At 63.8% G+C, this 24,955-nt stretch carries 23 protein-coding genes and 1 pseudogene; 16 read left to right on the top strand and 8 right to left on the bottom strand.

Features of this window, described 5'->3' with window-relative positions:
* The 8 genes from CAP37_RS14310 to CAP37_RS14345 are packed head-to-tail and all read right to left on the bottom strand — an operon-like array spanning nucleotide 1 to nucleotide 8,924.
* Nucleotides 1-888 (bottom strand): branched-chain amino acid ABC transporter permease, encoded by an 888-nt coding sequence (locus tag CAP37_RS14310; protein ID WP_172823112.1) that lies wholly within the window; start codon nucleotides 886-888, stop codon nucleotides 1-3.
* Nucleotides 885-2,837 carry a long-chain fatty acid--CoA ligase gene (locus CAP37_RS14315; protein ID WP_056278310.1) on the bottom strand — a complete coding sequence of 651 codons (1,953 nt, stop codon included), beginning with the start codon at nucleotides 2,835-2,837 and terminating at the stop codon, nucleotides 885-887. The genes CAP37_RS14310 and CAP37_RS14315 overlap by 4 nt, the downstream gene beginning before the upstream one ends.
* Nucleotides 2,834-3,634 carry an ABC transporter ATP-binding protein gene (locus CAP37_RS14320; RefSeq protein ID WP_056278313.1) on the bottom strand — a complete coding sequence of 267 codons (801 nt, stop codon included), beginning with the start codon at nucleotides 3,632-3,634 and terminating at the stop codon, nucleotides 2,834-2,836. The genes CAP37_RS14315 and CAP37_RS14320 overlap by 4 nt, the downstream gene beginning before the upstream one ends.
* 3 nt (nucleotides 3,635-3,637) lie before the next feature.
* Complete coding sequence (locus CAP37_RS14325; protein WP_056278316.1) at nucleotides 3,638-4,798, bottom strand: acyl-CoA dehydrogenase family protein; 1,161 nt, start codon at nucleotides 4,796-4,798, stop codon at nucleotides 3,638-3,640.
* Nucleotides 4,799-4,829: 31 nt separating this feature from the next.
* Nucleotides 4,830-5,597 (bottom strand): SDR family NAD(P)-dependent oxidoreductase, encoded by a 768-nt coding sequence (locus tag CAP37_RS14330; RefSeq protein WP_086124715.1) that lies wholly within the window; start codon nucleotides 5,595-5,597, stop codon nucleotides 4,830-4,832.
* Between the two features lie 9 nt (nucleotides 5,598-5,606).
* A complete protein-coding gene (locus CAP37_RS14335) occupies nucleotides 5,607-6,854 on the bottom strand; it encodes a thiolase family protein (protein ID WP_056278322.1) in 1,248 nt (415 codons plus the stop codon).
* 32 nt (nucleotides 6,855-6,886) lie between these two features.
* Nucleotides 6,887-7,687 carry an enoyl-CoA hydratase/isomerase family protein gene (locus CAP37_RS14340; RefSeq protein WP_179190210.1) on the bottom strand — a complete coding sequence of 267 codons (801 nt, stop codon included), beginning with the start codon at nucleotides 7,685-7,687 and terminating at the stop codon, nucleotides 6,887-6,889.
* Between the two features lie 58 nt (nucleotides 7,688-7,745).
* Entirely contained in the window at nucleotides 7,746-8,924 is a 1,179-nt protein-coding gene (locus CAP37_RS14345; RefSeq protein WP_056278324.1) for an acyl-CoA dehydrogenase family protein, read from the bottom strand.
* A gap of 330 nt (nucleotides 8,925-9,254) precedes the next feature.
* Here CAP37_RS14345 and CAP37_RS22180 point away from each other — a divergent pair.
* The 16 genes and pseudogenes from CAP37_RS22180 to can all read left to right on the top strand — a co-directional run.
* Nucleotides 9,255-9,638: pseudogene (locus CAP37_RS22180) on the top strand (hypothetical protein); the annotation flags it as partial.
* Between the two features lie 196 nt (nucleotides 9,639-9,834).
* A complete protein-coding gene (locus CAP37_RS22185) occupies nucleotides 9,835-10,080 on the top strand; it encodes a hypothetical protein (protein ID WP_056278329.1) in 246 nt (81 codons plus the stop codon).
* A gap of 57 nt (nucleotides 10,081-10,137) precedes the next feature.
* Nucleotides 10,138-11,322: a lipid-transfer protein gene (locus CAP37_RS14360; RefSeq protein ID WP_086124716.1), complete on the top strand. Its 1,185-nt coding sequence runs from the start codon at nucleotides 10,138-10,140 to the stop codon at nucleotides 11,320-11,322.
* Nucleotides 11,323-11,355: 33 nt separating this feature from the next.
* Nucleotides 11,356-11,799 (top strand): MaoC family dehydratase N-terminal domain-containing protein, encoded by a 444-nt coding sequence (locus CAP37_RS14365; RefSeq protein ID WP_056278333.1) that lies wholly within the window; start codon nucleotides 11,356-11,358, stop codon nucleotides 11,797-11,799.
* A 10-nt stretch (nucleotides 11,800-11,809) separates the two neighbouring features.
* Nucleotides 11,810-12,226 (top strand): MaoC family dehydratase, encoded by a 417-nt coding sequence (locus CAP37_RS14370; protein ID WP_056278336.1) that lies wholly within the window; start codon nucleotides 11,810-11,812, stop codon nucleotides 12,224-12,226.
* A gap of 83 nt (nucleotides 12,227-12,309) precedes the next feature.
* Nucleotides 12,310-13,137, top strand: a complete 828-nt coding sequence (locus tag CAP37_RS14375) for an SDR family NAD(P)-dependent oxidoreductase (RefSeq protein ID WP_056278339.1) — start codon at nucleotides 12,310-12,312, stop codon at nucleotides 13,135-13,137.
* A 29-nt stretch (nucleotides 13,138-13,166) separates the two neighbouring features.
* Nucleotides 13,167-14,348, top strand: a complete 1,182-nt coding sequence (locus CAP37_RS14380) for an acyl-CoA dehydrogenase family protein (protein WP_056278341.1) — start codon at nucleotides 13,167-13,169, stop codon at nucleotides 14,346-14,348.
* A gap of 8 nt (nucleotides 14,349-14,356) precedes the next feature.
* Nucleotides 14,357-15,499, top strand: a complete 1,143-nt coding sequence (locus CAP37_RS14385) for an acyl-CoA dehydrogenase family protein (RefSeq protein ID WP_056278343.1) — start codon at nucleotides 14,357-14,359, stop codon at nucleotides 15,497-15,499.
* Between the two features lie 46 nt (nucleotides 15,500-15,545).
* On the top strand, nucleotides 15,546-17,153 hold the full coding sequence (locus CAP37_RS14390; protein WP_056278346.1) for an acyl-CoA carboxylase subunit beta: 1,608 nt from the start codon (nucleotides 15,546-15,548) through the stop codon (nucleotides 17,151-17,153).
* A 23-nt stretch (nucleotides 17,154-17,176) separates the two neighbouring features.
* Entirely contained in the window at nucleotides 17,177-18,370 is a 1,194-nt protein-coding gene (locus tag CAP37_RS14395; RefSeq protein ID WP_056278349.1) for a CaiB/BaiF CoA-transferase family protein, read from the top strand.
* 22 nt (nucleotides 18,371-18,392) lie between these two features.
* Nucleotides 18,393-19,553 carry an acyl-CoA dehydrogenase family protein gene (locus tag CAP37_RS14400; RefSeq protein WP_086125006.1) on the top strand — a complete coding sequence of 387 codons (1,161 nt, stop codon included), beginning with the start codon at nucleotides 18,393-18,395 and terminating at the stop codon, nucleotides 19,551-19,553.
* A gap of 6 nt (nucleotides 19,554-19,559) precedes the next feature.
* Complete coding sequence (locus CAP37_RS14405; protein ID WP_056278352.1) at nucleotides 19,560-20,360, top strand: enoyl-CoA hydratase/isomerase family protein; 801 nt, start codon at nucleotides 19,560-19,562, stop codon at nucleotides 20,358-20,360.
* A 1-nt stretch (nucleotide 20,361) separates the two neighbouring features.
* Nucleotides 20,362-22,365, top strand: coding sequence for a biotin carboxylase N-terminal domain-containing protein (locus CAP37_RS14410; RefSeq protein WP_056278355.1), 2,004 nt, complete (start codon nucleotides 20,362-20,364; stop codon nucleotides 22,363-22,365).
* 82 nt (nucleotides 22,366-22,447) lie between these two features.
* Nucleotides 22,448-23,368 (top strand): MBL fold metallo-hydrolase, encoded by a 921-nt coding sequence (locus CAP37_RS14415; protein ID WP_056278357.1) that lies wholly within the window; start codon nucleotides 22,448-22,450, stop codon nucleotides 23,366-23,368.
* Between the two features lie 93 nt (nucleotides 23,369-23,461).
* Nucleotides 23,462-24,250 (top strand): enoyl-CoA hydratase/isomerase family protein, encoded by a 789-nt coding sequence (locus CAP37_RS14420; RefSeq protein WP_086124718.1) that lies wholly within the window; start codon nucleotides 23,462-23,464, stop codon nucleotides 24,248-24,250.
* Nucleotides 24,250-24,930, top strand: a complete 681-nt coding sequence (can, locus tag CAP37_RS14425) for a carbonate dehydratase (RefSeq protein ID WP_200959413.1) — start codon at nucleotides 24,250-24,252, stop codon at nucleotides 24,928-24,930. Before CAP37_RS14420 ends, can begins: the two co-directional genes overlap by 1 nt.
* Nucleotides 24,931-24,955: the final 25 nt, after the last annotated feature.

Raw genomic sequence — 24,955 nt, forward strand, 5'->3', positions numbered from 1 at the left:
TCAGACTCTTTCAATGCGTTTCCAGCCGAACATGCCGGTCGGACGAACCACCAGCACCACCAGCATGAAGATATAGGGGACGACGGCGGCGGCATTGCCGCCGATCAGCGGGTCGATGTAGGCGGCGGTCAGTCCCTGCACGACCCCGACGATAATGCCCGCCAGCAGCAGACCGCCGATGGACTCGAGCCCGGCCAGCAGGGCCACCGGCAGGGCGGCGAAGCCGATTTCAGAGGACAGGAAGGTCAGCGACTTGCCGCTCAGGTAGACCATCGAAGTGATGACCGACAGAACGCCGCCAAGCGCCCAAGCGAAGGCGATGGAGCGGCGCACGCTGATGCCCATGGCCAGAGCGATCTGGTGGTCTTCGGCCACCGCCGACATCGCCAGCCCGCTGCGACTGCGGTTGAAGAACCAGTGCAGCGCCACGGCCGCCAGCACCGCGATGAGGCCACCAATGGCGAGCGAGCGCGGGATGATCATCTCGCCCAAGATGATTGGCGTGAGGGGAAAGATGGCGGGGAACTGACGCTCCTGCGGACCCCAGATCGCCAGCACCAGTCCACGCATCAGGATCAGTAGCCCGATGGTGACCATGATCATAGAGAACACCGACTCGCCAATCAGGCGCCTGAACAGCAGGCGTTCAATCACTAGCCCGATCAGCACCGAAATGCACAGTGCAACAGCGATGCCCAGCACCGGATGCATGCCGCGCGACTGGATGGCCCACCACAGCAGAAAGGCGCCCAGCACGATCATCTCGCCAATTGCCATATTGAAGACCTTGCTGGCGCGGTAGATGACGACAAAGCCCATGGCCACCAGCGAATACAGCAGGCCAAGCAGCGCGCCGTTGATGGTGTAGTTGATGAATTCGATGATCATGGTGTGTGTGTCTGGTCGATGTCGGTGGCCACCACGGTTGCGCGCAACACACCCTGGCGGCCGTCCTGGTAGGTCACGGCTATTTCGCAGGCAATGTCGGCGGCACCTGCATACAGTCCGTCAATCAGCGCCCCGTAGCGCACCTCGAGAAACTCTCGACGCAGCTTGCGCGTGCGCGTCAGTTCGCCTTCGTCGGGATCAAGCTCCTTCGGAAAATTGGCAAAACGCACCACCCGCGAGCCTTCGGGCAGCAGTTTGTTGATGCGGCGGATTTCGCCCTGCACCAGTTGCCGCACCTCGGGCCGCTGCGATAGGTCGGTGAAGGTGGAGAATGCGATGCGCCGCTCCTCGGCCCAGCGGCTGGTCACAGCCATGTCGATGTTGATCAGCGCGCCAACCCAGGGCCGGGTGGCGTCGCCCAGCACCATCACGTCCTTGATAAAGGGCGAAAAGCGCAACCGGGTCTCGATGAACTGCGGGGGATACGGGTGACCGCTGGCGAGTTTGACCAAGTGTTCCACCCGGTCGAGGTAGACAAGTTCTCCGCGCTCGGTCTTGCGCACTGCGTCACCGCTGACGTACCAGCCGTCGCGCTGGATGGTGGCGGTCTTCTCGGGCTTGCCCCAGTAGCCGAGAAAGCCGGTACCTCCGCGCAGCAACAGTTCGCCATTGTCCTCAATGCGCGATTCCAGCGGCGCGCCGAAGGCAGGGTCCACATCCAGTAGCGGGCCCACGGTTTCGAGGTCGCAGCGCTCGCCGCGGTGGCCAGCAATCAGACCAAACTCCGAGCAGCCATAAATATTGCGCAAGTGGACGCCCATGGCGTGAAATAAGCGAAACACGTCGGGTGCCATGGCGGTGCCGCCTGAAACCGCGACATCGCTGCGAATAAAGCCGAACTGATCGCGCACCGGGCGCAGGGCCAGCGCCTCGGCCACAGGCAGCAGCAGGCGCGACAGCCACGGTGCCGCGCGCCCTTCGAGTCGCGCCACATGCACGTCATGGCCGATGCGGATGCCCCAGCGGTAGATGCCGCGTGCCATCCAACTCGCGGCGAGCATGCGCGCCTCGATGGTGGCGGCGATGTTCTCCCATTGGCGCGGGCCAAACAGCACGATGTGCGGCGCAAGTTCGCGCACGTTGGGCAAGACCTGGTCGGGGCCTTCCGGGAAGTTGACCACCAGCGGCGTGATCAGCCCGAGGGTCACGCCCAGCAACTGCTCGGTGATCCAGGCCAGCGGCGTGTAAGACAAATATTCCATGCCGGCTTCCAGCGGCAACGCGCTCCTCATCCGAACCGCGTTGTCCATCAGCCAGCGGTGGCTGATCATCACGCCCTTGGGCTTGCTGGTGGTGCCGGAGGTGTAGGTCAGTAGTGCCAAATCGTCCGCTTGGCCGGCGTTGACTTCACGTTCGAAGCGCTGCGGGTGCCTCTCGTGCTGGCGCCGACCTTCAGCGGTCAGGTCATCAAAGGATTGCAGCAGCGTATGCCGGTACGACCACATGCCCGAGTTGTCCCAGTAGGCGATGCCCCGGATGTCGGGCAGCCGCTCCAGCAGCGCAAGCGCCTTGTCAACCTGCTCCTGATCCTGCGCGAAGATGAAGCGGGCCTTTGAATCCTCGCACAGGTAGTGCAACTCGTCGACGGTGGCGTCAGGGTAGACCGATACGATTTTGACGCCCAGTGACTGGGCCGCAAACAGCGCCCAGTAGTGCTCTGGTTCGTTCTCGCCGATCACAATCGCGGTTTCGCCACGCTGCAGGCCCTGCGCCGCCGCGCCAAGCGCAATGCTGCGCGTTCGATCAAACACGTCGGCCCATGTATGGCAGCGCCACATACCTTTGCGCTTGACGCGCTGCGCCAGCAACTGTGGATGTTCCCGGGCGTGGGCGAACAACTTCTGCGGCAGGGTCATGACGACTTCTGGGGCGGGGTCGGTCGCACTCATGCCGCTGCTCCCAAGTAGGCCTGGATCACGGCCGGGTCGGCCTGCACTTGTGCAGGCGTGCCGTCGGCGATCTTGCGGCCAAAGTCGAGCACCGCCACGCGGTCTGCCAGATCCATGACCACCCCCATGTCGTGCTCCACTAGCACAACCGGGATGCGCTTGGCCTCGCGCACGTCTATGATGAAACGGGCCAGATCTTCTTTTTCTTCGGTGTTCATGCCGGCCATGGGTTCATCCATTAACAGAACCTTGGGTTCCATCGCCAACGCACGGCCCAGGTCAACGCGCTTGCGAAGACCGTAGCCGAGCGCGCCTACCGGCTGGTGGCGGATATTCTCAATTTCAAGGAAGTCGATGATTTCCTCGACTGCTTCCCGGTGCAGCGTTTCTTCACGCTGGGTCCAGGGAAAGTAGAGAAATGCCTGCGCCAGATTTGATCGCATCTTGCTGTAGCGGCCGACCAGGATGTTGTCGATCACGCTCATGTTGGAGAACAAATGGGTGCCCTGAAAAGTGCGCACCACGCCTTCGCGCGCGATCTGGTGCACCGCGCGGCCTTTGATGTCTTGACCACGGTAGTGAACGCTGCCTTGTTGCGGCAGATAGAAGCCGCTGAGCACGTTCATCAAAGAGCTCTTGCCCGCGCCGTTGGGCCCAATGATGGCCAGCAGCTCGTTGTCACGCACATCGATGGCGACCTCGGCCAGCGCGGTGACACCGCCAAAGCGCAAGGTGATGTCCCGCGCCTGCAGCACCGAAGCCTCGCTGGATGGGCTAATCGAGGAGTTAGAGGTCATGGGTTAGGAGAAGGCGTTGATGCCGGTCAGGGCGCGGCCAATGATGAGTTTCTGGATTTCGGTGGTGCCGTCGGGAATCGGCATCATGCGTGCGTTTCTGAACAACAATTCAACGCCGAAGTCTTTGGTTATGCCGTTGCCGCCGTGAATCTGCACTGCTTTCGACGTGACATTGACCGCCATCTCGGTCGCGTACCATTTGGCCATGGCGCTTTGCACCTCGCTGCGCACGCCGTGGTCGATCAGGTTGAAGGCGCGGTAGACCAGCAGACGCGCGGCGTCGAGTTCGGTCGCGGCTTCGGCAAGCATGCCCTGGATCAATTGATGGCCGCCGATGGGCTTGCCATGCTGGCGGCGTTCCTTCGAATAGGCCACCGCCTTGTCGAGCGCCGCCTGTGCGATGCCCACCGAGGTAAGACCGACCATAGGACGCGCTTTCTCGAACAGCACCATGGTGTTCTTCAGGCCGGTGCCGGGGGCTATCATCATGTTGGCGGCCGGCACGCGCGCGCCATCGAAGAACAGCTGAGCGGTCGAGGTGCTGTTGAGCCCGAGCTTGTCGATGTTGCGGCTTTCGTAGCCGTGTTCGGCGCGGTCCACCAAGATCATCGAGATGGCGCCAGAACCTTCTTGTGAGGTACGCACGATGACCATGCAAAAGTCGGAGTAGTGGCCGTTGGATATCCAGGTTTTCTCCCCGGTGACAATGTAGTGGTCGCCATCGCGCTGGGCACGGCAGGTGACTTCAGCCACGTTGGAGCCGACCCCGGGCTCGCTGATGCCGCTGCAGGCAATGATTTCGGCGCGTACCATGCGTGGCAAATATTTCTCACGCATGGCCACGTTCGTGCAGACCTCCAGCGAATAGGCGCCGAGCTGCTGAATCAACAGCGAGATTGCCACGTCGCCGGAGATGCGAGCGAGTTGCTCATACATCAGTGCATAGGTGAGCCAGGGCATGCCCAGACCACCATGTTCCTCGGCAATGATGCCGTTGCCGCCCATGCCGTAGGGCAGCATCTTCTGGAAGATCTCCAGCATCACCTCTTTTTCAATTAGCTTGTCGGGCTGGTAGCGTTCGACAATCGGACGCAGTTCGGTCTCCAGGAAGCGAGTGAAGCCTTCCACGGCCATGCGCTGTTCTTCGGTGGGGAGGAAATTCATGGTGCTGGTCTCGGTGTGTTGTCGGTCTCGTTCAGCGAGTGCTCATGCGTGCACCGGCATCAATGTGCAAACAGGTCGCATTGATATAGGGGTTCTCGACGATGGAGCGCACCAGGTGGGCCAGCTCGCTGGCTTGACCCATGCGGCGCGGGAACAGAATCATGCGGTCAACGATGGCCAGTGCGACCTTCTTTGGCAGGCCCGCGACCATCGGCGTTTCGAACAAGCCCGGCGCAACCGCTACGCAGCGGATGCCCAGATCGGCCAGGTCCCGTGCCACCGGCAGCGTGAGGCCGATCACCCCGGCCTTGCTGGCGGCGTAGGCCGCCTGTCCCATCTGGCCGTCCTGTGCGGCACCGGACGACAGGTTGATGATGACGCCGCGCTCATCACCCTCAGGCTCATTGCGCGCCATCGCCACGGCTGCCAGGCGCAGCACGTTGAACGTGCCGGTCAGGTTGACGGCAATCACCTTGTCCCACAGTGCCAGGGGAAAGGGTTTTCCATCGGACAAGGTCTTGGCTGCGTCGGGCACGCCAGCGCAGTTGATGCAAATGTGAATGGCGCCAAAACGGGCCAGGGTTGCGTCGATGCCCGCCTGCACCTGTGACTCACTGGTGACATCCACCTGCTCGAACATGGCGGCAGAACCCAGTTCGTTGGCTGCCTGTACACCACGCTCGCTGTCGCGGTCGAACAATGACAACCGCGCGCCGCCTTCGGCGAGCGCATCAGCCACCGCGCGTCCCAGGCCTGAAGCACCACCTGTGATAGTGGCCACCTTGTCGTGAACAATCATTTTTGCCCTTCAGCGACCGAGAATGGTGATGGCGGCCACGGCTTCTTCAATTCCGAACAGGCCCCCACCGTTTTCTGCAATGGCAAGGCGGGCCCCTTGCACCTGGCGGGCCCCCGCTTCGCCGCGCAACTGCACGACCAGTTCGTGCAACTGACCCAGCCCGGTGGCGCCGATCGGGTGCCCCTTGGACTCCAGTCCGCCCGAGGTGTTGATCGGGATGCGTCCGCCAATCGTGGTGTCGCCGCGCTCGGCGAGCGGCCCGCCTTCGCCGAACGCACAGAAGCCAAGGTTTTCACTCTGCACGATTTCGCCGATGGCGGTGGCATCGTGGACCTCGGCCAGCGAAATGTCTTGCGGGCCAACGCCTGCGAGTTCGTAGGCTTGTTTGGCAGCCTTGACGGTGATGTGTTGATCCAGGTCTTCAGGGCGGCGGGTGCTGCCGGTGGCAATGACCGATGCCAACACCTTGATGGCGCGCCCACGCTTTGCCAGGCGCGCCAGTGCTGCTTCGGAACACACGACGACTGCGGCAGCCCCGTCGCTGATGGGTGCGCACATCGGCAGCGTCAATGGGTAGGCGATGGGGGGCGCGGCCAGTACCTCGTCAATGGTGTATGCATTGCGGTATTGCGCCAGCGGGTTGTGCACCGAATGGCCATGATTCTTGGCCGACACGGCGGCAATTTGTCGCTGCGTGGTGCCGAACTCGCGCATGTGAAAGCGACCAAAGGCGGCGTAAATGTCCATGAACAGGCTGTAGGGCGCCTTGGACATGGACCCTTCCGGCGGCTCAATACCGTGCCCCATTTGCAGCAGCCTGCGTTTGTTCTCCTCGACCGTGGCCACGTCCCAGGCGCCGTCGAAGACGCTGAACATTTTGGCTTTGTCGGCGCAAAACATTTTCTCGGCACCAATGGCCAGCGCGATCTCGCCTGCCCCCGAGCGCACGTACTGCACCGCCAGGTTGAAAGCCGAGCTGGCACTGGCGCAGGCGTTCTCAATGTTGAAGATCGGGATGGACTCGAAGCCCATCGAACGCAACACAATCTGGCCACGGATCATGGTCTGGCCTTCGAGCGCGCCCTGGGTTGCGTTAGAAAAGTATGCCGACTGGATGTCGCTGATGGACAGTCCGGCATCGGCCAGCGCGGCATTCACAGCAGCGGCGGTCAGTTGCTTGATATCGCGGTCAATAAACTTGCCGGTCGGCGTCATGCCGACGCCGACTACGTAGACGGCGGCTTGCGGGCTGGTCATGGAAATGCGTCCATTAGAACAAGTGGGTGAAATCAGTAGCCCTTGAAATCGGGCGTGCGCTTGTCGACGAAAGCCGCGAGGCCCTCTTGTATGTCGTGCGAATGGCGGTGCGCGTCGAGCACCAGTCGCTCCAGCCGCAGCGCCGAAGCCTGTGGCTGCTCCAGCCCGTCGGCCACGGCCTGTTTCATGCGGCGCAGCACCAGCGGGCTTTTACTGGCGATGCGCAAGGCGAATTTTTCGACCTCGGACACCAGCTCGGCATCCGGCACAACACGGTTCACCAGGCCCAGCGGAACCAGTTCGCGTGCGGGCATGGTGTCGCCGGTGAACAGCAGGTATTTGGCGGCGGTGGGGCCGATGCGCCGTGGCAGGATCGCCGCGCCGCCCGCGCCCGGAAACACGCCGAAGTTGGCATGTGCGTCGCCGATGCGGGCACTTTCGGCGGCGATGATGAGGTCGCAGGCCATGGCCAGCTCCAGTCCGCCAGCCATCGTCAGACCGTTCAGCGCGGCGATGGTGGGTTTGGGGCACATGCGCAGCCGATCCATCATGCCGCCGACGAGATCGAGAAACTCGCCCATCGGGTCGCTCGGGCCGGGGCCGCCAGCGCTGCTCTCGAACACGCCTTTGAGGTCGGCGCCGGCGCAGAAGGCACGGCCCGCACCGGTCAGCACGATGACGCGGATGGTCGGGTCACGCTCGCAATGCGCGGTCGCATCGCGCAATTCGGCGCACATTGTCTCCGACAGCGCATTCATCGCATCGGGCCGATTCAGCGTGATCCACGCCACGGCACCACGTTGCTCAAAGCGGATGGTCAACGAGGGTTGCATCTTCAAGGCCTGCTTGTTTGTGTGGTGGTCAGCTGCGCTTGCCATGCGGGTCTGGGAATCAACCGCGCAGCAGCTCTTCGGCGATGATCATCTTGCGCACCTCGGATGTGCCTGCACCGATCTCGAGGATCTTGATGCAACGGAACAGCCGGTTGATTTCGGACTCCCAGATGTAGCCGCTACCGCCATGCACTTGCACGGCCTTGTTGAGCACCCGGTTGCAGGCTTCGCCAGCGTAGAGGATGGACGCTGCGGTGAGCTTGTGCACATCGCCGCGGCCTCCGCCGCCCACCTCCAGATCATTGACCTCGGCCAGGGTGCGCCAGACCAGGGTTTTCATGGCTTCGATCTCGGTGTACATCTCGGCCAGCATGGCCTGCACCATCTGGAAGCTGCCGATGGGCTTGCCGAACTGCACGCGCGTCCTGGCGTACTCGACGCTCAATTCGAGTGCACGTTCGCAGATGCCCACGCATAAGCCAGCCACCAGCGCGCGCTCCAGATCGAGCCCGCTCATGACGATTTTGACGCCTTCGTTTTCCTTGCCCACCAGGTTGGCTGCCGGCACGCGGCAGTTGTCGAACACCAGCTCGCCAGTCTGGCTGCCGCGAAAACCCATCTTGATGAGTTTTTGAGCCACCTTGAAGCCGGGGAAATTCTTCTCGACGATGAAGGCTGAAATGCCCTTGGCACCTAACTCTGGCGCGGTCTTGGCGTAAACCAACAGCACATCGGCCACCGGGCCGTTGGTGATGTAGATCTTGGTGCCGTTGAGGATGTAATGATCGCCCTCGCGGCGCGCGCTGGTGCGCATGGCGCCCAGCGCATCCGAGCCGGCGCCGGGTTCGGTCAGGCCGAGCGCGCCGATTTTTGTGCCGTTGCACAGATCGGGCAGGTATTGGCGGCGCTGCGCCTCGTTGGCGTTGCGGAAGATGTTGTTAACGCACAGGTTGTCGTGCGCCGCCCAGGACAAGGCGATGGCGGGGTTCCAGCGTGCAAAGGCTTGGCAGATCAGGCCCGAGCTGAACAGGTCCATACCCGCGCCGCCATGCTCGGCAGGCACGGTGGCCCCCATGAAGCCAGCCGCGCCAATTTTCTGGAAGATATCCGACGGCCACCACTCCTCGTCGTCCATGCGGCGGGCGAGTGGTACGAATTCCTTGCGCGCGAACTTGTCGGCGGCTTCGAGTACGGCGCGGTCGTCGGCGGAGAGAGCAAAACTGCGAGTGGCGGCCATATAGGGATGCCTATCAATGCGTGGGTTGGGTCAACGGGCCGCGGCGCGCACCAAAGCTGCGCGGACAAGATCTCTTTGGGCTTACCCAATTTAATTGGGCATTGCAAAACTGTCAAGCGTTAGGTATGATTCATCGCTGACATTCATTTGTTGTGCCAGAACTGGAGGCGGCGTAAGCGGAGGACGGAATTGGTGCGTATTCATTGACGGTAGCCGTCCGTGACGCATTCACCCGTGAGACCTATCGGGTCGTGCCGCTCGCGGCGAGACCATTCATCAGCGTCAAACGAGCTTCAACCTAACGAGACAGCCTTGACCCATGTACTCGAGATGAACCTGCTGCGCCGCCAGAACGTGAGCGACAACCTTCGCCGCGCGGCGAAGGCCGCTGGCCCCAACTTCGGCGCGTCGGATCTTCGCTGCGCGACCAAGCTGGGCACTTGGGCCTCGACGATCCCCAAGTCAATGATCGATGGATGGAAGCAGGCGGCGCCGTCGTCGCGCTTCTTTTCGGTGCAGGGGTTCAGCGAATTGACAGCCTCTTTGTTGACCGGTGGCTGCGTGGACGGTTGGGAGCAGATGCCCGACCAGGACGGCCGCTGGGTGGGCTGCGTCGCCTCGGTGGCCGCCGACGTGCGTCTGGTCAACGATGAAGGCAAGGACGTAGCCGACGGTGAATCGGGCGAGCAGATCGTGCGCGGCCCGGTCATCATGAATGGCTACTACAAGAACGACGAGGCCAACCGCCGTGTGTGCCGCGACGGCTGGTTCCATACCGGCGACATCCTGTTCCGCGACGCGGCCGGCAACTACTTCTTCGCCGACCGCAAGAAGGACATGGATCAAGACCGGCAGAGAGAACGTTTATTGCCGGGAGGTCGAAAGCGTCCTGGGCGCCCACGCAGGCGCGATGCCGTGCGCCGAGTTCGGGCTGCCCAACGAGCACTGGGGCGAGGCCGTGACGGCCACCGTCATCGCCAGGCCAGGAACCATGGTGACCGAGGCCGAACTGATCGAGTTCTGTCGTGGCCGCCTGCCCGGCTTCAAGGCGCCGAAGCGGATCCACTTTCGCAGCTCGCTGCCGATCAGCGTGGCCAACAAGATCCTCAAGCGGGGTCTCAAGACCGAGTACGCCGATGAGGCCAAGGGCGGTTGAGGCCGATGGCCTCTCAGTGTCGGCGTCCGAAATATTTCAACCCAAGGAGTTAGTGCGATGAACCAGAAAGTCGTTGTTGCCGGTGTCGGGATGGTCCCGTTCACCAAACCGGGCGCCAGTGAACCCTATCACGTGATGGGAGAGAGGGCAGTGCGCCAGGCCCTTGCCGATGCGCGCGTTGAGTACGCCATGATCCAGCAAGCCTATGTCGGCTATGTATATGGCGATTCCACCTGCGGCCAGCGGGCGCTCTACCCCGTGGGCATGAGCGGCATCCCCATCGTCAACGTCAACAACAACTGCTCCACCGGTTCGACGGCTCTGTTTCTGGCGCGCCAGGCAGTCGAAAGTGGTGCCGTCGAGTGTGTTCTGGCCCTGGGCTTCGAGCAGATGGCCGCAGGTGCCATCAAGGCCCAGTTCGAGGACAGGCCGACGCCGTTCGAGGAGTTTGACCGGGCCACCGCCGAACTCGTCGGGCGCCCGGAAATTCCGTTGGCTATCCGTTACTTCGGCGGTGCCGGCAAGGCGCACATGGACAAGTACGGCACCAAACTGGAGACCTTTGCCAGCATTCGCGCCAAGGCCAGCCGTCATGCTGCGAACAACCCTCTGGCGCTGTTGCGCAAGGAGATCTCGGTCGACGACGTGATGAACGCACCTGTGCTGTGGGAGGGCGTGATGACCCGCCTGATGGCTTGCCCACCGACCTGCGGCGCCGCTGCTGCGGTGATCTGCTCCGAAGCCTTCGCCAAGAAGCACGGGCTCGACACTCGCGTTTCCATTGTCGCCCAGGCGATGGCAACCGATCTTCCCAGTACCTTCGAGTCGCACGACATGATGCGCGTGGTCGGCTTCGATATGGCGCGCGATGCGGCGCAAAAGGTCTATCAGCAAGCCGGCATCGGCCCGCAGGACGTGAACGTGGTTGAGCTGCACGACTGCTTTGCACAGAACGAGTTGATCACCTATGAGGCGCTGGGCCTGTGCCCGCCCGGCGGTGCGGAAAAGTTTGTGCTGGACGGCGACAACACCTATGGCGGCAAGGTTGTGACCAACCCGTCGGGCGGCCTGTTGTCGAAAGGGCACCCTCTGGGCGCCACCGGCCTGGCGCAATGTTATGAGCTGACTCACCAACTGCGCGGCACGGCGGACAAACGCCAAGTTCAAGGCGCACGTGTGGCCTTGCAGCACAACCTCGGGCTGGGCGGCGCTTGTGTTGTCACGCTTTACCAGGCCGCCTGAGCACAGGCGCAGAAGACCAGGATCTGGAGTCCCATGATTGACAAGCAATTCATCGGCTACGAGGTGCCGCCCACGCTGTGGGATGTGGAGAAGGGCCGCATCCGCTTTTTCGCCCAGGTGATCGGTGCCACCGACCCGATCTACTTCGACACGACTGCCGCCAAGGCCGCTGGCTACCGCGACGTCGTGGCGCCACCGACTTTCATCTTTGGCGCCGAGAGCGATTCGGGGGTGTTGATGACGTTGCTCGACACGCTCAAGATCGATCTGCGGGAGGTCTTGCACGGTGAGCAGCGCTTCGACTACCACGCCCCGGTGTGCGCTGGCGACACGCTGCGTTTTCAGACCCGGGTCGCCGACATCTACGACAAGAAGGGCGGCGCGCTCGAGTTTGTCGTCAACGACACGAAGGTCACCAATCAACTTGGCGAGCATGTCTCCGACATGCACTCAGTGATCGTCGTGCGCCACGCCTGAAGGAATATTCATGAACGCTCAAGTAAAAATCATGGATGTCGGTGCCGACATGCCCGTGCTGGAATTGCCGCCGATCAGCCGCACCACCCTGGCACTGTTCGCCGGTGCGTCGGGCGACCACAACCCGATCCACATCGACATCGACTTCGCCCACGGTGCGGGGATGAAGGATGTGTTCGCGCACGGCATGCTGTCGATGGCCTACCTCGGGCGCGCGCTCACCGAATGGGTGCCGCAGCGCCAGATCCTCAGCTATGGCGTGCGCTTCGCGGCCCTGACCCATCTCGGCGACCGCGTGCGCTGCACCGGCAAGGTGCTTGAACAGATTGAGCATGCAGGCCGACCCTGCGTGCGCGTTCAAATCAGCGCTACGAAAGCGACAGGCGAAATCACGCTGTCCGGCGAGGCGCTGGTTGCCCTGAACTGAGAGGCTGAGACCGCCGTTTGGCAGCCCGGCTCCTTATTCTTTTCCCTTTCATTTCCTTTTCATCAAAAACAAGGACACACATCATGAAAAAACTCGAAGGCAAAGTGGCCATCGTTTCAGGTTCGGGCCGCGGCATCGGCCGTGCGATCGCCATGAAGTTGGCCATCGAAGGCGCCAAGATCGTGGTCAACGACCTCGACGCAGCTCCAGCAGAGCAGACCGTGGCCGACATCAAGAAGGCAGGCGGCATGGCCGTGGCCTGCGTGGGCAGCGTCACTGCCGGCGATTTTGCTGATCGCTTCGTCAAGACCGCGATTGACAGCTTCGGCGGCCTGGACATCATCATCAACAACGCCGGCTACACCTGGGACAACGTGGTTCAGAAGATGACGGACGAGCAATGGAACGCGATCATCGACGTGCATCTGACCGCGCCGTTCAAAATTTTGCGCGCTGCCGCAGAGTTCATTCGCGTCGCCTCGCGCAAGGAAGCCGAAGCCGGGCAGGAGGTGTTCCGCAAGGTGGTCAACATCTCGTCTATCGCCGGCACCGGCGGCAACGCCGGCCAGGCTAACTACTCAGCGGGCAAGGCCGGCATCATTGGCCTGACCAAGGCGCTCTCCAAGGAGTGGGGGCGTTACAAGGTGAACGTCAACGCCGTCGCTTTTGGCATGATCAAAACGCGGCTGACCGAAGCTTCGGCCAGCGGCGACGCATCCATTGACATCCAGGGCCAAAAGATCAAGGTCGGCGTCAACCCTGATCTGCTGGAAATGATGGAGCGCACCATTCCGCTGGGTCGCGGCGGCACGCCCGAGGAAGCGGCCGGATCGGTCTACCTGCTGTGTATTCCCGAGTCGAACTACGTAAGCGGCCAGACGCTGATCTGCGGCGGCGGCATCTCGATCTAAAGCGCAAGCCGAACGCATAAAGGCCCACGATGGACATCGATTTCAGCCCGGAAGACATGGCGTTCCAGCAAGAGGTTCGCACTTGGTTCAAAGGCCACACACCGTCCGATCTCAAGCGCAAGACCGTCACCGGGGAAATGCTGCAGAAGAACGACATCGTTCATTGGCAGCGCCGACTCGATGGCCAGGGCTGGCTGGTCACCGGCTGGCCCAAGGAGCATGGGGGGCCGGGCTGGACGCCGACGCAGCGCTATATTTTCGACCTTGAGCGCGCGGCGGCCAGTGCGCCGGTGGGGCTGTCGATGGGCGTCATCATGCTCGGGCCGGTGCTGATTGCCTTCGGCACGCCAGAGCAAAAGGCGCAGTACCTGCCGCGCATCCGTCGCTGCGAGGACTGGTGGTGCCAAGGCTATTCCGAGCCGGGTGCAGGCTCCGACTTGGCCAGCCTGAAGACCACGGCCGTGGCCGATGGCAGCGATTACATCATCAACGGCTCCAAGATCTGGACCACTTATGCGCATTGGGCCACGCACATGTTCTGCCTGGTGCGTACCGCCAACACCGGCAAGAAGCAGGAAGGCATCTCCTTCCTGCTGATCGAGATGGACCGCTCCGGCATCGATGTCAAACCCATTGTCTCGATCGACGGCGAACACCACCTGAACCAGGTGTTTCTCACCGACGTTCGGGTGCCCAGAAAAAACCTGGTCGGTCGCGAAGGCCAGGGTTGGGACATTGCCAAGTACCTGCTCACACACGAGCGCACCAGCATCGCCGGCGTGGCCGACTGCAAGGCGCATTTAGCCAACTTGTATGCCGCGGCAGGTGAGCGCCGCTCGGGTGGCCAACCGCTGATGGAGGACGCGGCGATGCGGCTCAAGCTGGCGCGCGCCGAGATCGAACTGATGGCGCTCGAACACACCAACTTTCGCGTGCTGGCCGCCACCGCCTCGGGCAAGGCGCCGGGGCCGGAATCCTCGCTGCTCAAGACCATGGGCACGGCGGTGCAACAGACCTTGGCCGAGCTGGGCGTCGAGATCGCCGCCGAGCAAGCCTGGCCCTGGCATGACGGCGGCGAGTTTGGAAGCGGACGCCATGCCCATGCGATGCCGCACTACTGTTTTTCGCGCGCCGCCACGATTTACGGCGGCAGCGACGAGGTGCAAAAGAATGTATTGGCCAAGATGCTGCTGGCCGGCGGCACGCGGTAAGGATCGTCATGAACTTTGATCTCTCCGAAGAACAAAAGATGCTGCGCGACGCGGCACAGAAATTTCTGCGCGCCGAATACCGCTTCGATGCGCGCAACCAGATCGTCGCGTCGGCGTCCGGCATGAGCCACAAGCACTGGCAGCGATTCGGGGAATTCGGCTGGCTTGGGCTCGGACTGCCCGAGGCCGATGGCGGTTTTGGCGGCGGCATGCTCGAGACGATCCAGGTCGCCGAGGCCCTGGGCGCCGCGCTGGTGGTCGAACCCTACCTCGTCAGCGCCGTGCTCGGCGCGCAGGCGGTGGCACGCGCGGGCACCGCGGCGCAGCGCGCGACCTGGCTGCCCGGGCTGGTCTCGGGCCAGCGCATTGTCAGCCTAGCGCACACCGAGGCCGATGCGCGCCACGACCTCGCCCATGTTCACACCAGCGCCATGGCCAAGGGCGGCCGCTGGGTGCTGTCGGGCCGCAAAAGCGGTGTGCTGGGCGCGCCCTGGGCCGACGGCTTTGTTGTGGCCGCCAGAACCTCGGGCGCCGTCAGTGAACGCCGGGGAATCAGCTTGTTTCTGGTCGAAGCCCACACGCCGGGGGTGCAGGTGGCGGGCTACAAGGTCTACGACGGCAGTCGGGCTGGTGATCTGCAGCTTGATGCTGTCGTGCTGGGCCCGGACGCATTGCTGGGCATGGAAGGCGAAAGCCTGGGACTGCTCGAGCACCTGGTTGATCTTGGCATTGTTGCCGCCTGTGCCGACGCCCTGGGTGCCATGGGCGCGCTGTTGAGGAAAACCGGCGAGTACGTCGGCACGCGCAAACAATTTGACGTGCCGATTGCCAGTTTCCAGGTCATCCAGCACCGGCTGGTCGACATGTTCGCCGCGGTCGAGGCCAGCCGCTCCCTGGTGTTGATGGCGGCCCTGCATGCCGAGCATCCCGACGCAGTCACCCGTTCGCGCGCCGTCTCGGCCGCCAAGGCCGCCATTGGTGAGCGAGCCCGCTTCGTGGCGCAGCAAGCGGTGCAGCTGCACGGCGGCGTGGGCATGACCGAGGAGCTTGACATCGGCCATTACTTTCGCCGCCTGACGCTCTTTTGCAACCTGTTGGGCAGCACCGACCACCACCTGCAGCGCTTTGCGACGCTGCGTGTGGTGGCCTGATTGCCTGATGACCGACCCATACCGAGTCACTGGAAGGGCTGCCCAAATGAGTTTGATGACATCCACCGCCACGCCGAACTCGCCCGAATTTCAGCGCAACCGCGAAGCCTATGAGCTGCGCATTGACGACTTGCATGAACGCCGCGAACGTGCCCTGATCGGCGGCCCCGAAAAGGCGCGCCTGCTGCACAAGAAGCGCAAGCAGTTGCTGCCGCGCGAGCGCCTGGCTGCCGTGCTCGACCCCGGCTCGCCCTTCCTCGAGTTCGGGCAGCTTGCCGGCGACGGCCTGTACGAGGGCGTGCCGCCGGGCGGCAGCATCATCACCGGGGTGGGGCTGGTGTGCGGGCGCGCATGCATGCTGATGATCCACGATGCCACGGTCAAGGGCGGCACCTACTACGGCATCACCGCAAAAAAACATGTGCGGGCCCAGATGTTCGCCTGGCAGCACCGGCTGCCGTGCATCACCATGGTCCAGTCGGGCGGCGCCAACCTGCCGGAGCAGGCGCATATTTTCCCCGACGACGGCCAGTTCGGCTCCATTTTTTACAACCAGATCCGCATGTCGGCCGAGGGCATCACCCAGATCGCGACCGTGCATGGGCCCTCAACCGCTGGCGGCGCCTATCTCCCGGCGCTGTGCGACGAGGCGGTGATCGTGCGCAACCAGGGTGCGATGTTCCTCGCCGGGCCCGAACTGGTGTATGCCGCCACCAAGGAAGAGGTTGACATTGAAACCCTGGGCGGCGGCGAGATGCACAGCCGCATCAGCGGCGTCACTGACCATCTGGCCGAGAACGATGGCCATGCCATCTCCATCGTGCGCGGCATCGTGGCCAACCTAGGTACCGTGGCCAAGCAACGCTGGGACGTGGTTCCGCCGCTGCCGCCCCGCCATGACCCGCGCGAGATTTACGGCATCGTCAGCGCCGACAACCGGCATCCGACCGACAACCGCGAAGTGCTGCTGCGGCTGATCGACGACAGCGAACTACAGGAGTTCAAACCCCTGTACGGCGACACCATGATCTGCGGCTTCGCCCGCATCAAGGGTTTCCAGATCGGCATTCTGGCCAACAACGGCGTGATCTTCTCCGAGAGCGCGCTCAAGGGCGCGCACTTCATCGAGTTGTGCTGCCAGCGCGACATTCCGCTGCTGTTCATGGCCGATGTGTCGGGCTTCATGGTCGGCAAAGCGGTGGAGCAGCAGGGCATTGCCAAGCACGGCGCCAAGTTCATGACGGCCATGGCCTCGGCCAACGTGCCGCGCTACACGCTGATCACCGGAGGCTCGTACGCAGCGGCCTACCTGGCGATGTGCGGGCGCCCGTTCAAGCCCAACGTGATGATGATGTGGCCTACCGGCCGCGCCGCGCTGATGGGCCCCGAGCAGGCCGCCACCACGCTGGGCCTGGTGCGCGAGAACATCCACCGGCGCGAGGGCACAAGCTGGAGCGACGAAGAACGCGAGCAATTCAAGCAACCGATACGCGAGCAGTTCGAGAGCTTTTCCAGTCCCTACAACTACGCCTCCAATCTGTGGTGCGACATGGTGATTGACCCGCTGGAAACGCGCGACACCATGGCTTTGCTGCTGGAGCTGGCGGGCCGTGTGCCGGCGCGCGACACGCACTTCGGCGTGTTCCGCATGTGATCTTTTAGTCCACAGTATTGAACATGCTCGAAGCCATTCTCTCCGGCTGCCGCGTGCTCGGCCTGACGCAGAACGTGGCCGGCCCGTTCTGCACCCATATCCTCGGCGACCTCGGCGCCGAGGTCATCAAGATCGAACGCCCGGGCAGCGGCGACGATGCGCGCCAGTGGAAGCCGCCCGAAGTGGCCGGCGTCTCGACCGGCTTCGCGGCGCTGAACCGCAGCAAGAAGAGCGTCTGCATTGACCTCGACAGCGCGATTGGTCAGCAGCTGGTCGCGCGCCTGGCGGCCGGTGCCGACGTGCTGGTGCATTCGCTCAAACCCGGCAGCGCCGAAGCGCGCGGCCTCGGCGACGGACACCTGCTGCCGACCAATCCGCGCCTCGTGTATTGCGCGATCAGCGCCTTCGGCGAGGTCGGCCCGATGCGCGCGCTGCCCGGCTACGACCCGCTGATGCAGGCCTTCGCCGGCATCATGAGCGTCAGCGGCCACGAAGGTGACGAGCCGGCGCGCGTCGGCGTGTCGCTGATCGACATGGGCACCGGCATGTGGGCCACGATGGCGATCCTGGCCGCGCTGCTGCGCCGCGCCACCACGGGCGAAGGCATGCGCGTGCACGCCAGCCTGCTCGAGACCGGGCTGTCGTGGATGATGGTGCCAGTCGCGAACTATCTGGCCACCCAGCGCCTACCGCGCAAGATGGGTTCGGCGATGGCGATGATGGCGCCCTACGAGCTCTTCGAAAGCGCCGACGGCAAGGTCTTCATCGCTGCGGCCAACGACCGGCTGTTTGGCCGCATCTGCAGCGCGCTGGCTTGTCCAGAGCTGGCGCAGGATCCGCGCTTCATCGACATGTCGGCGCGCATCGGCCACCGCAAGGCGCTGCACGCCGAGCTCGAGGCGCGCACCCGGCAGCGCAGCACCGCAGACTGCGCGGCGGCGCTGCGAGCGGCCGGTGCGCCCTGCAGCGAGATGCACGACGTGGCCCAGATGCTGGCGCACGAACAGGTGCAAGCGGTCGGCATGCTGGGCGCGCTGCCGCTGCCGGGCGCACCGCAACACCAGACGATGGGCCTGCCCATCAGTTCGCAGGGCCGTCGCGGGCGCAGCGGCCCGCCGCCGCCAGTGCTGGGCGGGAACACCGACGAGGTGTTGACGGCGCTGGGCCTGCATGCCGATGAACTGGCGGCGCTGCGACAGCAACGCGTCGTCGATTGACAGAGACAAGGCCGAGATCCCCATGAACTTCGACTACACCGAGACCCAGGGTCAGATCCGCGCCGCCGTCAAGGAGCTGTGCAAGGGCTTCGGCCCCGAGTACTGGCGCCAGTGCGCCCAGGACGGCGCCTATCCGGAAGCCTTCGTCGACGCGATGGCCAAGGCCGGCTGGCTGGCCGCGCTGATTCCGGAGGAATACGGCGGCGCCGGGCTGCCCCTGCTCGACGCCTGCCTGATCCTGCAGGAGATCAACCAGAACGGCGGTAGCGCGGTGCACTGCCATGCGCAGATGTACACGATGGCGTCGATCCTGCGCCATGGCAGCGAAGCGCAGAAGCGCGCGACGCTCCCGCGCATCGCCGACGGTAGCCTGCGGCTGCAGGCCTTCGGCGTGACCGAGCCCGACGCGGGCTCCAACACGCTGGCGATCAAGACATTCGCGCGCAAGGTGCCAAGTGGCTACGTCGTCAACGGCCAGAAGATCTGGACTTCGCGCTACAGCCACTCGCACATGTACCTTTTGGTCGCGCGCACCACGCCGACCGACGCGGTGAAGAAGAAGACCGATGGCCTTAGCCTGTTCCTGATCGACATAGCGAAGGCCGGCGCGTCGCTGAAGGCCACGCCGATTCGCACGATGATCAATCACCACACCTTCCAGGTCTTCATCGACAACCTGGAGCTCACCGACGACGACCGCATCGGCGAGGAAGGCAAGGGCTTCCACTACCTGCTGGATTCGCTGCATTCCGAGCGTCTGCTGGTGGCCAGCGAGGCCATCGGCGACGGCCACTGGTTCGTCGGCAAGGCCGCGCGCTACGGCAGCGAGCGTGTCGTCTTCGACCGCCCGATCGGCGCCAACCAGGGCGTGCAGTTCCCGATCGCGCGCGCCCACATGAACATCGAGGCTGCCGAACTGATGCGCAACAAGGCAGCGACGCTGTTCGACGCCAGCCTGCCCTGCGGGCGCGAGGCGACGATGGTCAAGTACCTGGCCAGCGAGGCTGCTTGGGAAGCCGCCGAGGCGGCCATGACCACCTTCGGCGGCTACGGCGTGGCCTGCGAATACGACATCGAGCGCAAATGGAAGGAGAGCCGGCTGTTCCGCACCGCGCCGATCTCCAACAACCTGGTGCTGGCGCAGGTGGCCGAGCACCTGCTGGGCATGCCCCGCTCTTACTGAAGCACCATGGACTACACGACACTACGCGTTGAAGCCGCGCCTGGCACCGAGCTCGCTGATGGCATCCGCACCCTGGTGCTCAACCGCCCCGAGGTGATGAACGCGATGAACACGCAGATGTTCATCGACCTGCGCAACGCCCTGCACGAACTGGCCTTCGACGACGGCCTGCGTGTGCTGATCATCACCGGCGCCGGTGAGCGTGCATTCTCGGCCGGCGGAGACCTCAAGCAGCGCGACGGTATGACCGACGGTCAATGGCGGCGCCAACACCAGCTCGCCGAAGAGGTGTTGCTGGCTGTCAAGGATTTCCCGCAACCGGTGATCGCCGCCGTCGAAGGCCACGCGCATGGCGGCGGCTGCGAACTGGCGTTGATGTGTGACTACATCGTCGCTTCGCGCGCTGCGGTATTTTCGCTGCCCGAGCTGCGGCGCGGCATCATGCCCGGCGGCGGCGGTATCCAGAACCTCGTGCGCGCCGTCGGCGCGCGGCGCGCCAAGAAGCTGCTGTTCACCGCGCGCCGCTTCTCGGCCGAAGAAGCCACCGAATGGGGCATGGTCACAGACCTGGCCGAGCCGGGTACGGCGCTGGCCGCCGCAGTCGCCGACGCGCGCGACATCGTACTGGCCGCACCGATGGCCACCCACTACGCCAAACTCGCCGCATCGCGCGGCGGCGAGATTGACTTCCACAGCGGCTACATGCTCGACGTCGCCGCCTACAACGTGCTGGTGTCCTCGGCCGACAGGCTGGAGGGCGTGAAGGCCTTCAATGAAAAGCGCCCACCGCGCTGGAGCGGACTCTGACATGTTCAAAAAAATCCTGATCGCCAACCGCGGCGAAATCGCCTGCCGCATCGCACGCACCTGCCGGCGCCTCGGTATTGCGGTGGCCGGTGTGCATTCGAGTGCTGATCGCGATGCGCTGCACGTTGACCTGATCGGCGAGTCGATCGAAATCGGTGGGGCAGCGCCGGCCGAGAGCTACCTGCGCATCGATGCGGTCATTGATGCGGCCCGGCGGACCGGGTCGCAGGCCATTCATCCTGGTTTTGGCTTTCTGGCCGAAAACGCGGTCTTCGCGCGCGCGGTCGAGGCAGCCGGCCTCGTCTTCGTCGGCCCGACGCCCGAGGTCATTGAGCGCCTGGGCGACAAGGCGTCGGCCAAGCGCGAGGCCCGCGCCGCTGGCGTGGCCGTGCTCGGCGGCAGCGAGCTGCCGAGCCGCGATGCGGCCGAAGTGGCAGCCACCGTGCGCGGACTACCGCTACCGGTGATTCTGAAGGCGGCCGCCGGTGGCGGCGGCAAGGGCATGCGGGTGGTGCAGCAGTTGGACGGGTTGATGGAGACCATCGAGGCGGCCATGCGCGAGGCCGGGAGTTCCTTTGGCGACACTGCGTTGATCGTCGAAGCCTTTGTCGAGCGCGGGCGCCACATCGAGGTGCAGATCGTCGGCGACGGCCATGGCGAAGTGATTCACTTGTTCGAGCGCGAATGCACGCTGCAGCGGCGCCATCAGAAAGTCATCGAAGAGGCTCCAGCGGTGAACCTCGCCCCGGCGCTGCGCGAGGCGATGCTCGGTGACGCGGTGCGCTTGGGACAGCGGCTGCGCTATCGCGGTGTCGGCACGGTGGAATTCATCGTGCAGGGCGACAATCACCACTTTCTCGAAGTCAATCCACGGCTGCAAGTCGAGCATCCGGTGACCGAGGAGGTGACCGGGCTGGATGTGGTCGAGATCATGCTGCGCATTGCCGCCGGCGAGGGCTTGCCCTTGCGCCAGAGCGAAGTGCAGGTGCGCGGCCACGCGATTGAGGCGCGGGTCTGCGCTGAAGATTCAGCACAAAATTTCCTTCCCTCCACCGGTGAACTGATCGCTGTTCGGTTCCCAACTTCTGTCGTGCGGGTTGAATCGGGTGTGCGCGCCGGCATGGCGGTCACGCCGTACTACGACTCGATGCTGGCCAAGCTGATTGCGCATGCGCCCACGCGCGAGGCGGCGCTGGACCGTCTGAGTGGGGCGCTGGGCGAAACCCAGGTGCACGGCGTCGAAACCAACTGCGCCTTTCTGCAGCGCCTGCTGGCCCTGCCCGCCACGCGCGACGCCAGCTTCCACACCCGTCTGATTGACGAGGTGCTGGCCGAGGGGAGTCAGGGCGCGAGCAGTGCGCCGCTGGAGCGGCTGGCCGCTGCAGCGGCTTGGTGGTTGCTCGACGCGCGGTGCAACGGCAATCAATTCGGGGCCTGGTCGGCCCTGGACGTGACGGGTTGGCAGATGCACGCCGGCGACGATCGGCTCACGCCGGTTCCGGCGCTGTTGCTGCGCTCGGGCGGCACAACGCACGAGGCCCGGTTCGGCGCCGTCTCGCCCGAGTCCGAGGTGACGGTGCAAATCGGCACAGAACGAGTCCGCTTGGCACTGACCGCCATCGCCGGGGGCAATTGGCGTTTGCGCATGGGGGATCGACATGAGGTGCTGACCATCGTGCGCAGCGTCGATACCGTGTTTGTGCAGAGCAGCGGCACTGCCCACGCCATCGGCGTGACCCCTTACCTCAACCAGGCCATCACCGGACGCCAGACCAGTGGCCAGTTGCGCACGCCGATGATGGGGATGATCCTGAAGATCCATGTGGCGGTTGGCGAGCGCGTACGTTCCGGCGACGTGGTGGCAACGATGGAGTCGATGAAGATGGAGCTGCGCATCAATGCCGACCACGATGGGGTGGTGCGCTCGCTGTCGGTGCAGAACGGACAAATGGTCGAGCGCGGCCTGGTGGTGGCCGTGGTTGAGTCCGAGGGCACTGCGGAATAAGCGGCGGCAAACCCCGCATGCGCGCCCATCTTTACAAACCTGGTGTTATCCACCGTTAAAAATGACGTGTCCGAGACGGCCCATGACCAGCATCCAACTTCCGAACGGTATTCAGGTTTTTGAGCGCGGTTGGCTGTCCTCCAACAACATTCTGTTCCTTGGATCGGCATCCAGCGCACTCGTTGACAGTGGCTACAGCACACACGCGGAACTAACGGCCGGGCTGGTCAGCGCCGCTTTGCAGCAGCGGCCGCTGGACTTGCTGCTCAATACCCATCTGCACAGCGACCACTGCGGCGGCAATGCCGCCCTCCAGGGCAATTACCCAGAACTTCAAACCCTCATTCCGCCAGGCCATGCATCACTTGTCTCGCCGTGGGACCCCGTCGCCCTGAACTATGTGCCATCCGGGCAACACTGCCCCCGGTTCAAGTTCGATGGCCTTCTGTCGCCGGGCACGGACATCCAGCTGGCCGATACCGCGTGGCAAATCCATGCGGCACCGGGCCATGATCCCCATTCAGTCATTCTGTTTGAGCCGCAGTCCCGAACCCTGATTTCGGCCGATGCCTTGTGGGAAAAAGGCTTCGGCGTGGTGTTTCCGGAACTCGATGGTGAAACCGCGTTCGATGAAGTGGCCGCCACATTCGACCTGATCGAGCGGCTTGACCCGCGCTGGGTCATTCCCGGCCACGGCCCGGTATTCCGCTACCGTGCCGAGGTGCTGGCCTACGCGCGCGAGCGCCTCAACGCCTTTGTCAAGAACCCTGAGCGGCATGCGCATCACGCGGTCAAGGTGTTGCTGAAGTTCAGACTGCTGGAGCAGCAGCAACTGCCTTTTGCTGATTTTGTCGAGTGGGCCGCCAACACACGCTACTTGCGGCTCATTCACCAGAGGTTTGTTCCTTCGGTTCCCATCGACCAGTGGATGGAGCAGTTGACTCAGGAGCTGGTGCGTTCCACCGCTGCGCGCAGAGACGGCAACAGGGTCTACAACGCGTGAAATGGACCCCGTCGTGAGCCACTGAACCAGGGCCCTGACAAAAACCAGCGGCCGCATGCGAAAGCCAAGCCATCTTTTAACCTGGAGATAAACATGAGTGAAGCAGAAACCGTTTTGTATCACGTGCGCGATGGTATCGCCACCGTCAAGATCAACCGCCCCGAGATGCGTAACGCGCTGTCACCGGCCGCTGCCAATCGGCTGCACGATCTGTGGTGCGAAGTCGATGCCGATAAAAATGTGCACGTGGCCATCCTGACTTCTGCCGACTGCGGCACTTTCTGCGCCGGGCTCGACCTGCGCGAGGCTTCTCGTGTCAAGAAGGACGAGGGCGTGGACATCCTGACCAAGATGAGGGACCCGTTTCACGGTCGCCAGCGCCGTGTGGCCAAGCCCATCATCGCGGCCATGACCGGGCACCTGATTGCCGGCGGCATGATGCTGAGCCTGAACTCGGATTTGCGCGTAGGCCTCAAGGGCACGCAGGTCGGCATCACAGAAACCCGTATCGCCGGGCGCGGCAGCCCCTGGGCCATTCCCCTCCTGTGGATGCTGCCGCAGCCGCTGCTGATGGAGATGGTGCTGACCGGCGACCTGTATCCGATCGAAACCTTCCATGGGCTGGGTTTCATCAATTACCTGGAAGACACGCCTGATGCGGTGCGCGCTCGGGCCACCGCGCTGGCCGAACGCATCCGCGACAACGCTCCGCTGTCGGTGATGGCGGGCAAGGAATCGATCATGACGGCGATGAGCGCCGGTTGTGAGGCCGGCATGGCGCTGGCGCACAACATTTATCGCACCGCCTACGCCAGCGAGGACGCGCAGGAGGGTCCGCGTGCCTTCGCCGAGAAGCGCAAGCCGGTTTGGAAGGGGTGCTGATGTCGCTGCGGGGAGATGCCATCTCCAGCCTGGCCCCTCTTTTGGAGAACAACCGTGCCTGGTCGGCGCGCTGCGCTGCGGAAGATCCGCAGTACTTCGAGCGACTGGCGCACCAGCAGATGCCGCGCTACCTGTGGATCGGCTGTTCCGACAGCCGGGTACCGGCCAACGAAATCCTGGGGCTGCGGCCTGGCGAGGTGTTCGTGCACCGCAACGTCGGCAACCTGGTAGTGCACTCCGACCTGAACTGCCTGACGGTGCTGCAGTATGCGGTCGAGGTGTTGAAAGTCGAGCATGTTCTCGTGGTGGGTCACTACGGCTGCGGCGGCGTGCAGGCGGTGATAGAACAGCGCCGCACCGGTCTGGCCGAGAACTGGCTGCGCCATCTGGAGGACGTGGCGCGGAAACACATTGATCGGCTCGACGGCATTTCCGGCGTTGACGAGCGCGCGGCGCGGCTTTGCGAGATGAACGTGATTGAGCAGGTCAGCAACGTGTGTCGCACCACCACCCTGCGCCGCGCCTGGGAGCGCGGGCAGCAAGTCGAGGTGCACGGGCTGGTTTACGGCCTGCGCGACGGCTTGCTGCGGCCAGTCGGGGGCAGCGTCAATGGGGTCAGCGAGTTGCAAGAGCAGTACACCCTTTCATTGGCCATGCTGGACGCCGGCCCGGCCGTTTGATCGCATCAAGAAAGAAGGAAAATCC

The organism is Hydrogenophaga sp. IBVHS1 (assembly GCF_002127265.1).
Lineage (GTDB): Bacteria > Pseudomonadota > Gammaproteobacteria > Burkholderiales > Burkholderiaceae_C > Hydrogenophaga.

What these genes read in the sequence shown, in the direction of transcription:
- CAP37_RS14310 (WP_172823112.1), bottom strand. Translation starts at nt 888, where the DNA reads ATGATCATCGAATTCATCAACTACACCATCAACGGCGCGCTGCTTGGC.
- CAP37_RS14315 (WP_056278310.1), bottom strand. Translation starts at nt 2,837, where the DNA reads ATGAGTGCGACCGACCCCGCCCCAGAAGTCGTCATGACCCTGCCGCAG.
- CAP37_RS14320 (WP_056278313.1), bottom strand. Translation starts at nt 3,634, where the DNA reads ATGACCTCTAACTCCTCGATTAGCCCATCCAGCGAGGCTTCGGTGCTG.
- CAP37_RS14325 (WP_056278316.1), bottom strand. Translation starts at nt 4,798, where the DNA reads ATGAATTTCCTCCCCACCGAAGAACAGCGCATGGCCGTGGAAGGCTTC.
- CAP37_RS14330 (WP_086124715.1), bottom strand. Translation starts at nt 5,597, where the DNA reads ATGATTGTTCACGACAAGGTGGCCACTATCACAGGTGGTGCTTCAGGC.
- CAP37_RS14335 (WP_056278322.1), bottom strand. Translation starts at nt 6,854, where the DNA reads ATGACCAGCCCGCAAGCCGCCGTCTACGTAGTCGGCGTCGGCATGACG.
- CAP37_RS14340 (WP_179190210.1), bottom strand. Translation starts at nt 7,687, where the DNA reads ATGCAACCCTCGTTGACCATCCGCTTTGAGCAACGTGGTGCCGTGGCG.
- CAP37_RS14345 (WP_056278324.1), bottom strand. Translation starts at nt 8,924, where the DNA reads ATGGCCGCCACTCGCAGTTTTGCTCTCTCCGCCGACGACCGCGCCGTA.
- CAP37_RS22185 (WP_056278329.1), top strand. Translation starts at nt 9,835, where the DNA reads ATGCCGTGCGCCGAGTTCGGGCTGCCCAACGAGCACTGGGGCGAGGCC.
- CAP37_RS14360 (WP_086124716.1), top strand. Translation starts at nt 10,138, where the DNA reads ATGAACCAGAAAGTCGTTGTTGCCGGTGTCGGGATGGTCCCGTTCACC.
- CAP37_RS14365 (WP_056278333.1), top strand. Translation starts at nt 11,356, where the DNA reads ATGATTGACAAGCAATTCATCGGCTACGAGGTGCCGCCCACGCTGTGG.
- CAP37_RS14370 (WP_056278336.1), top strand. Translation starts at nt 11,810, where the DNA reads ATGAACGCTCAAGTAAAAATCATGGATGTCGGTGCCGACATGCCCGTG.
- CAP37_RS14375 (WP_056278339.1), top strand. Translation starts at nt 12,310, where the DNA reads ATGAAAAAACTCGAAGGCAAAGTGGCCATCGTTTCAGGTTCGGGCCGC.
- CAP37_RS14380 (WP_056278341.1), top strand. Translation starts at nt 13,167, where the DNA reads ATGGACATCGATTTCAGCCCGGAAGACATGGCGTTCCAGCAAGAGGTT.
- CAP37_RS14385 (WP_056278343.1), top strand. Translation starts at nt 14,357, where the DNA reads ATGAACTTTGATCTCTCCGAAGAACAAAAGATGCTGCGCGACGCGGCA.
- CAP37_RS14390 (WP_056278346.1), top strand. Translation starts at nt 15,546, where the DNA reads ATGAGTTTGATGACATCCACCGCCACGCCGAACTCGCCCGAATTTCAG.
- CAP37_RS14395 (WP_056278349.1), top strand. Translation starts at nt 17,177, where the DNA reads ATGCTCGAAGCCATTCTCTCCGGCTGCCGCGTGCTCGGCCTGACGCAG.
- CAP37_RS14400 (WP_086125006.1), top strand. Translation starts at nt 18,393, where the DNA reads ATGAACTTCGACTACACCGAGACCCAGGGTCAGATCCGCGCCGCCGTC.
- CAP37_RS14405 (WP_056278352.1), top strand. Translation starts at nt 19,560, where the DNA reads ATGGACTACACGACACTACGCGTTGAAGCCGCGCCTGGCACCGAGCTC.
- CAP37_RS14410 (WP_056278355.1), top strand. Translation starts at nt 20,362, where the DNA reads ATGTTCAAAAAAATCCTGATCGCCAACCGCGGCGAAATCGCCTGCCGC.
- CAP37_RS14415 (WP_056278357.1), top strand. Translation starts at nt 22,448, where the DNA reads ATGACCAGCATCCAACTTCCGAACGGTATTCAGGTTTTTGAGCGCGGT.
- CAP37_RS14420 (WP_086124718.1), top strand. Translation starts at nt 23,462, where the DNA reads ATGAGTGAAGCAGAAACCGTTTTGTATCACGTGCGCGATGGTATCGCC.
- can (WP_200959413.1), top strand. Translation starts at nt 24,250, where the DNA reads ATGTCGCTGCGGGGAGATGCCATCTCCAGCCTGGCCCCTCTTTTGGAG.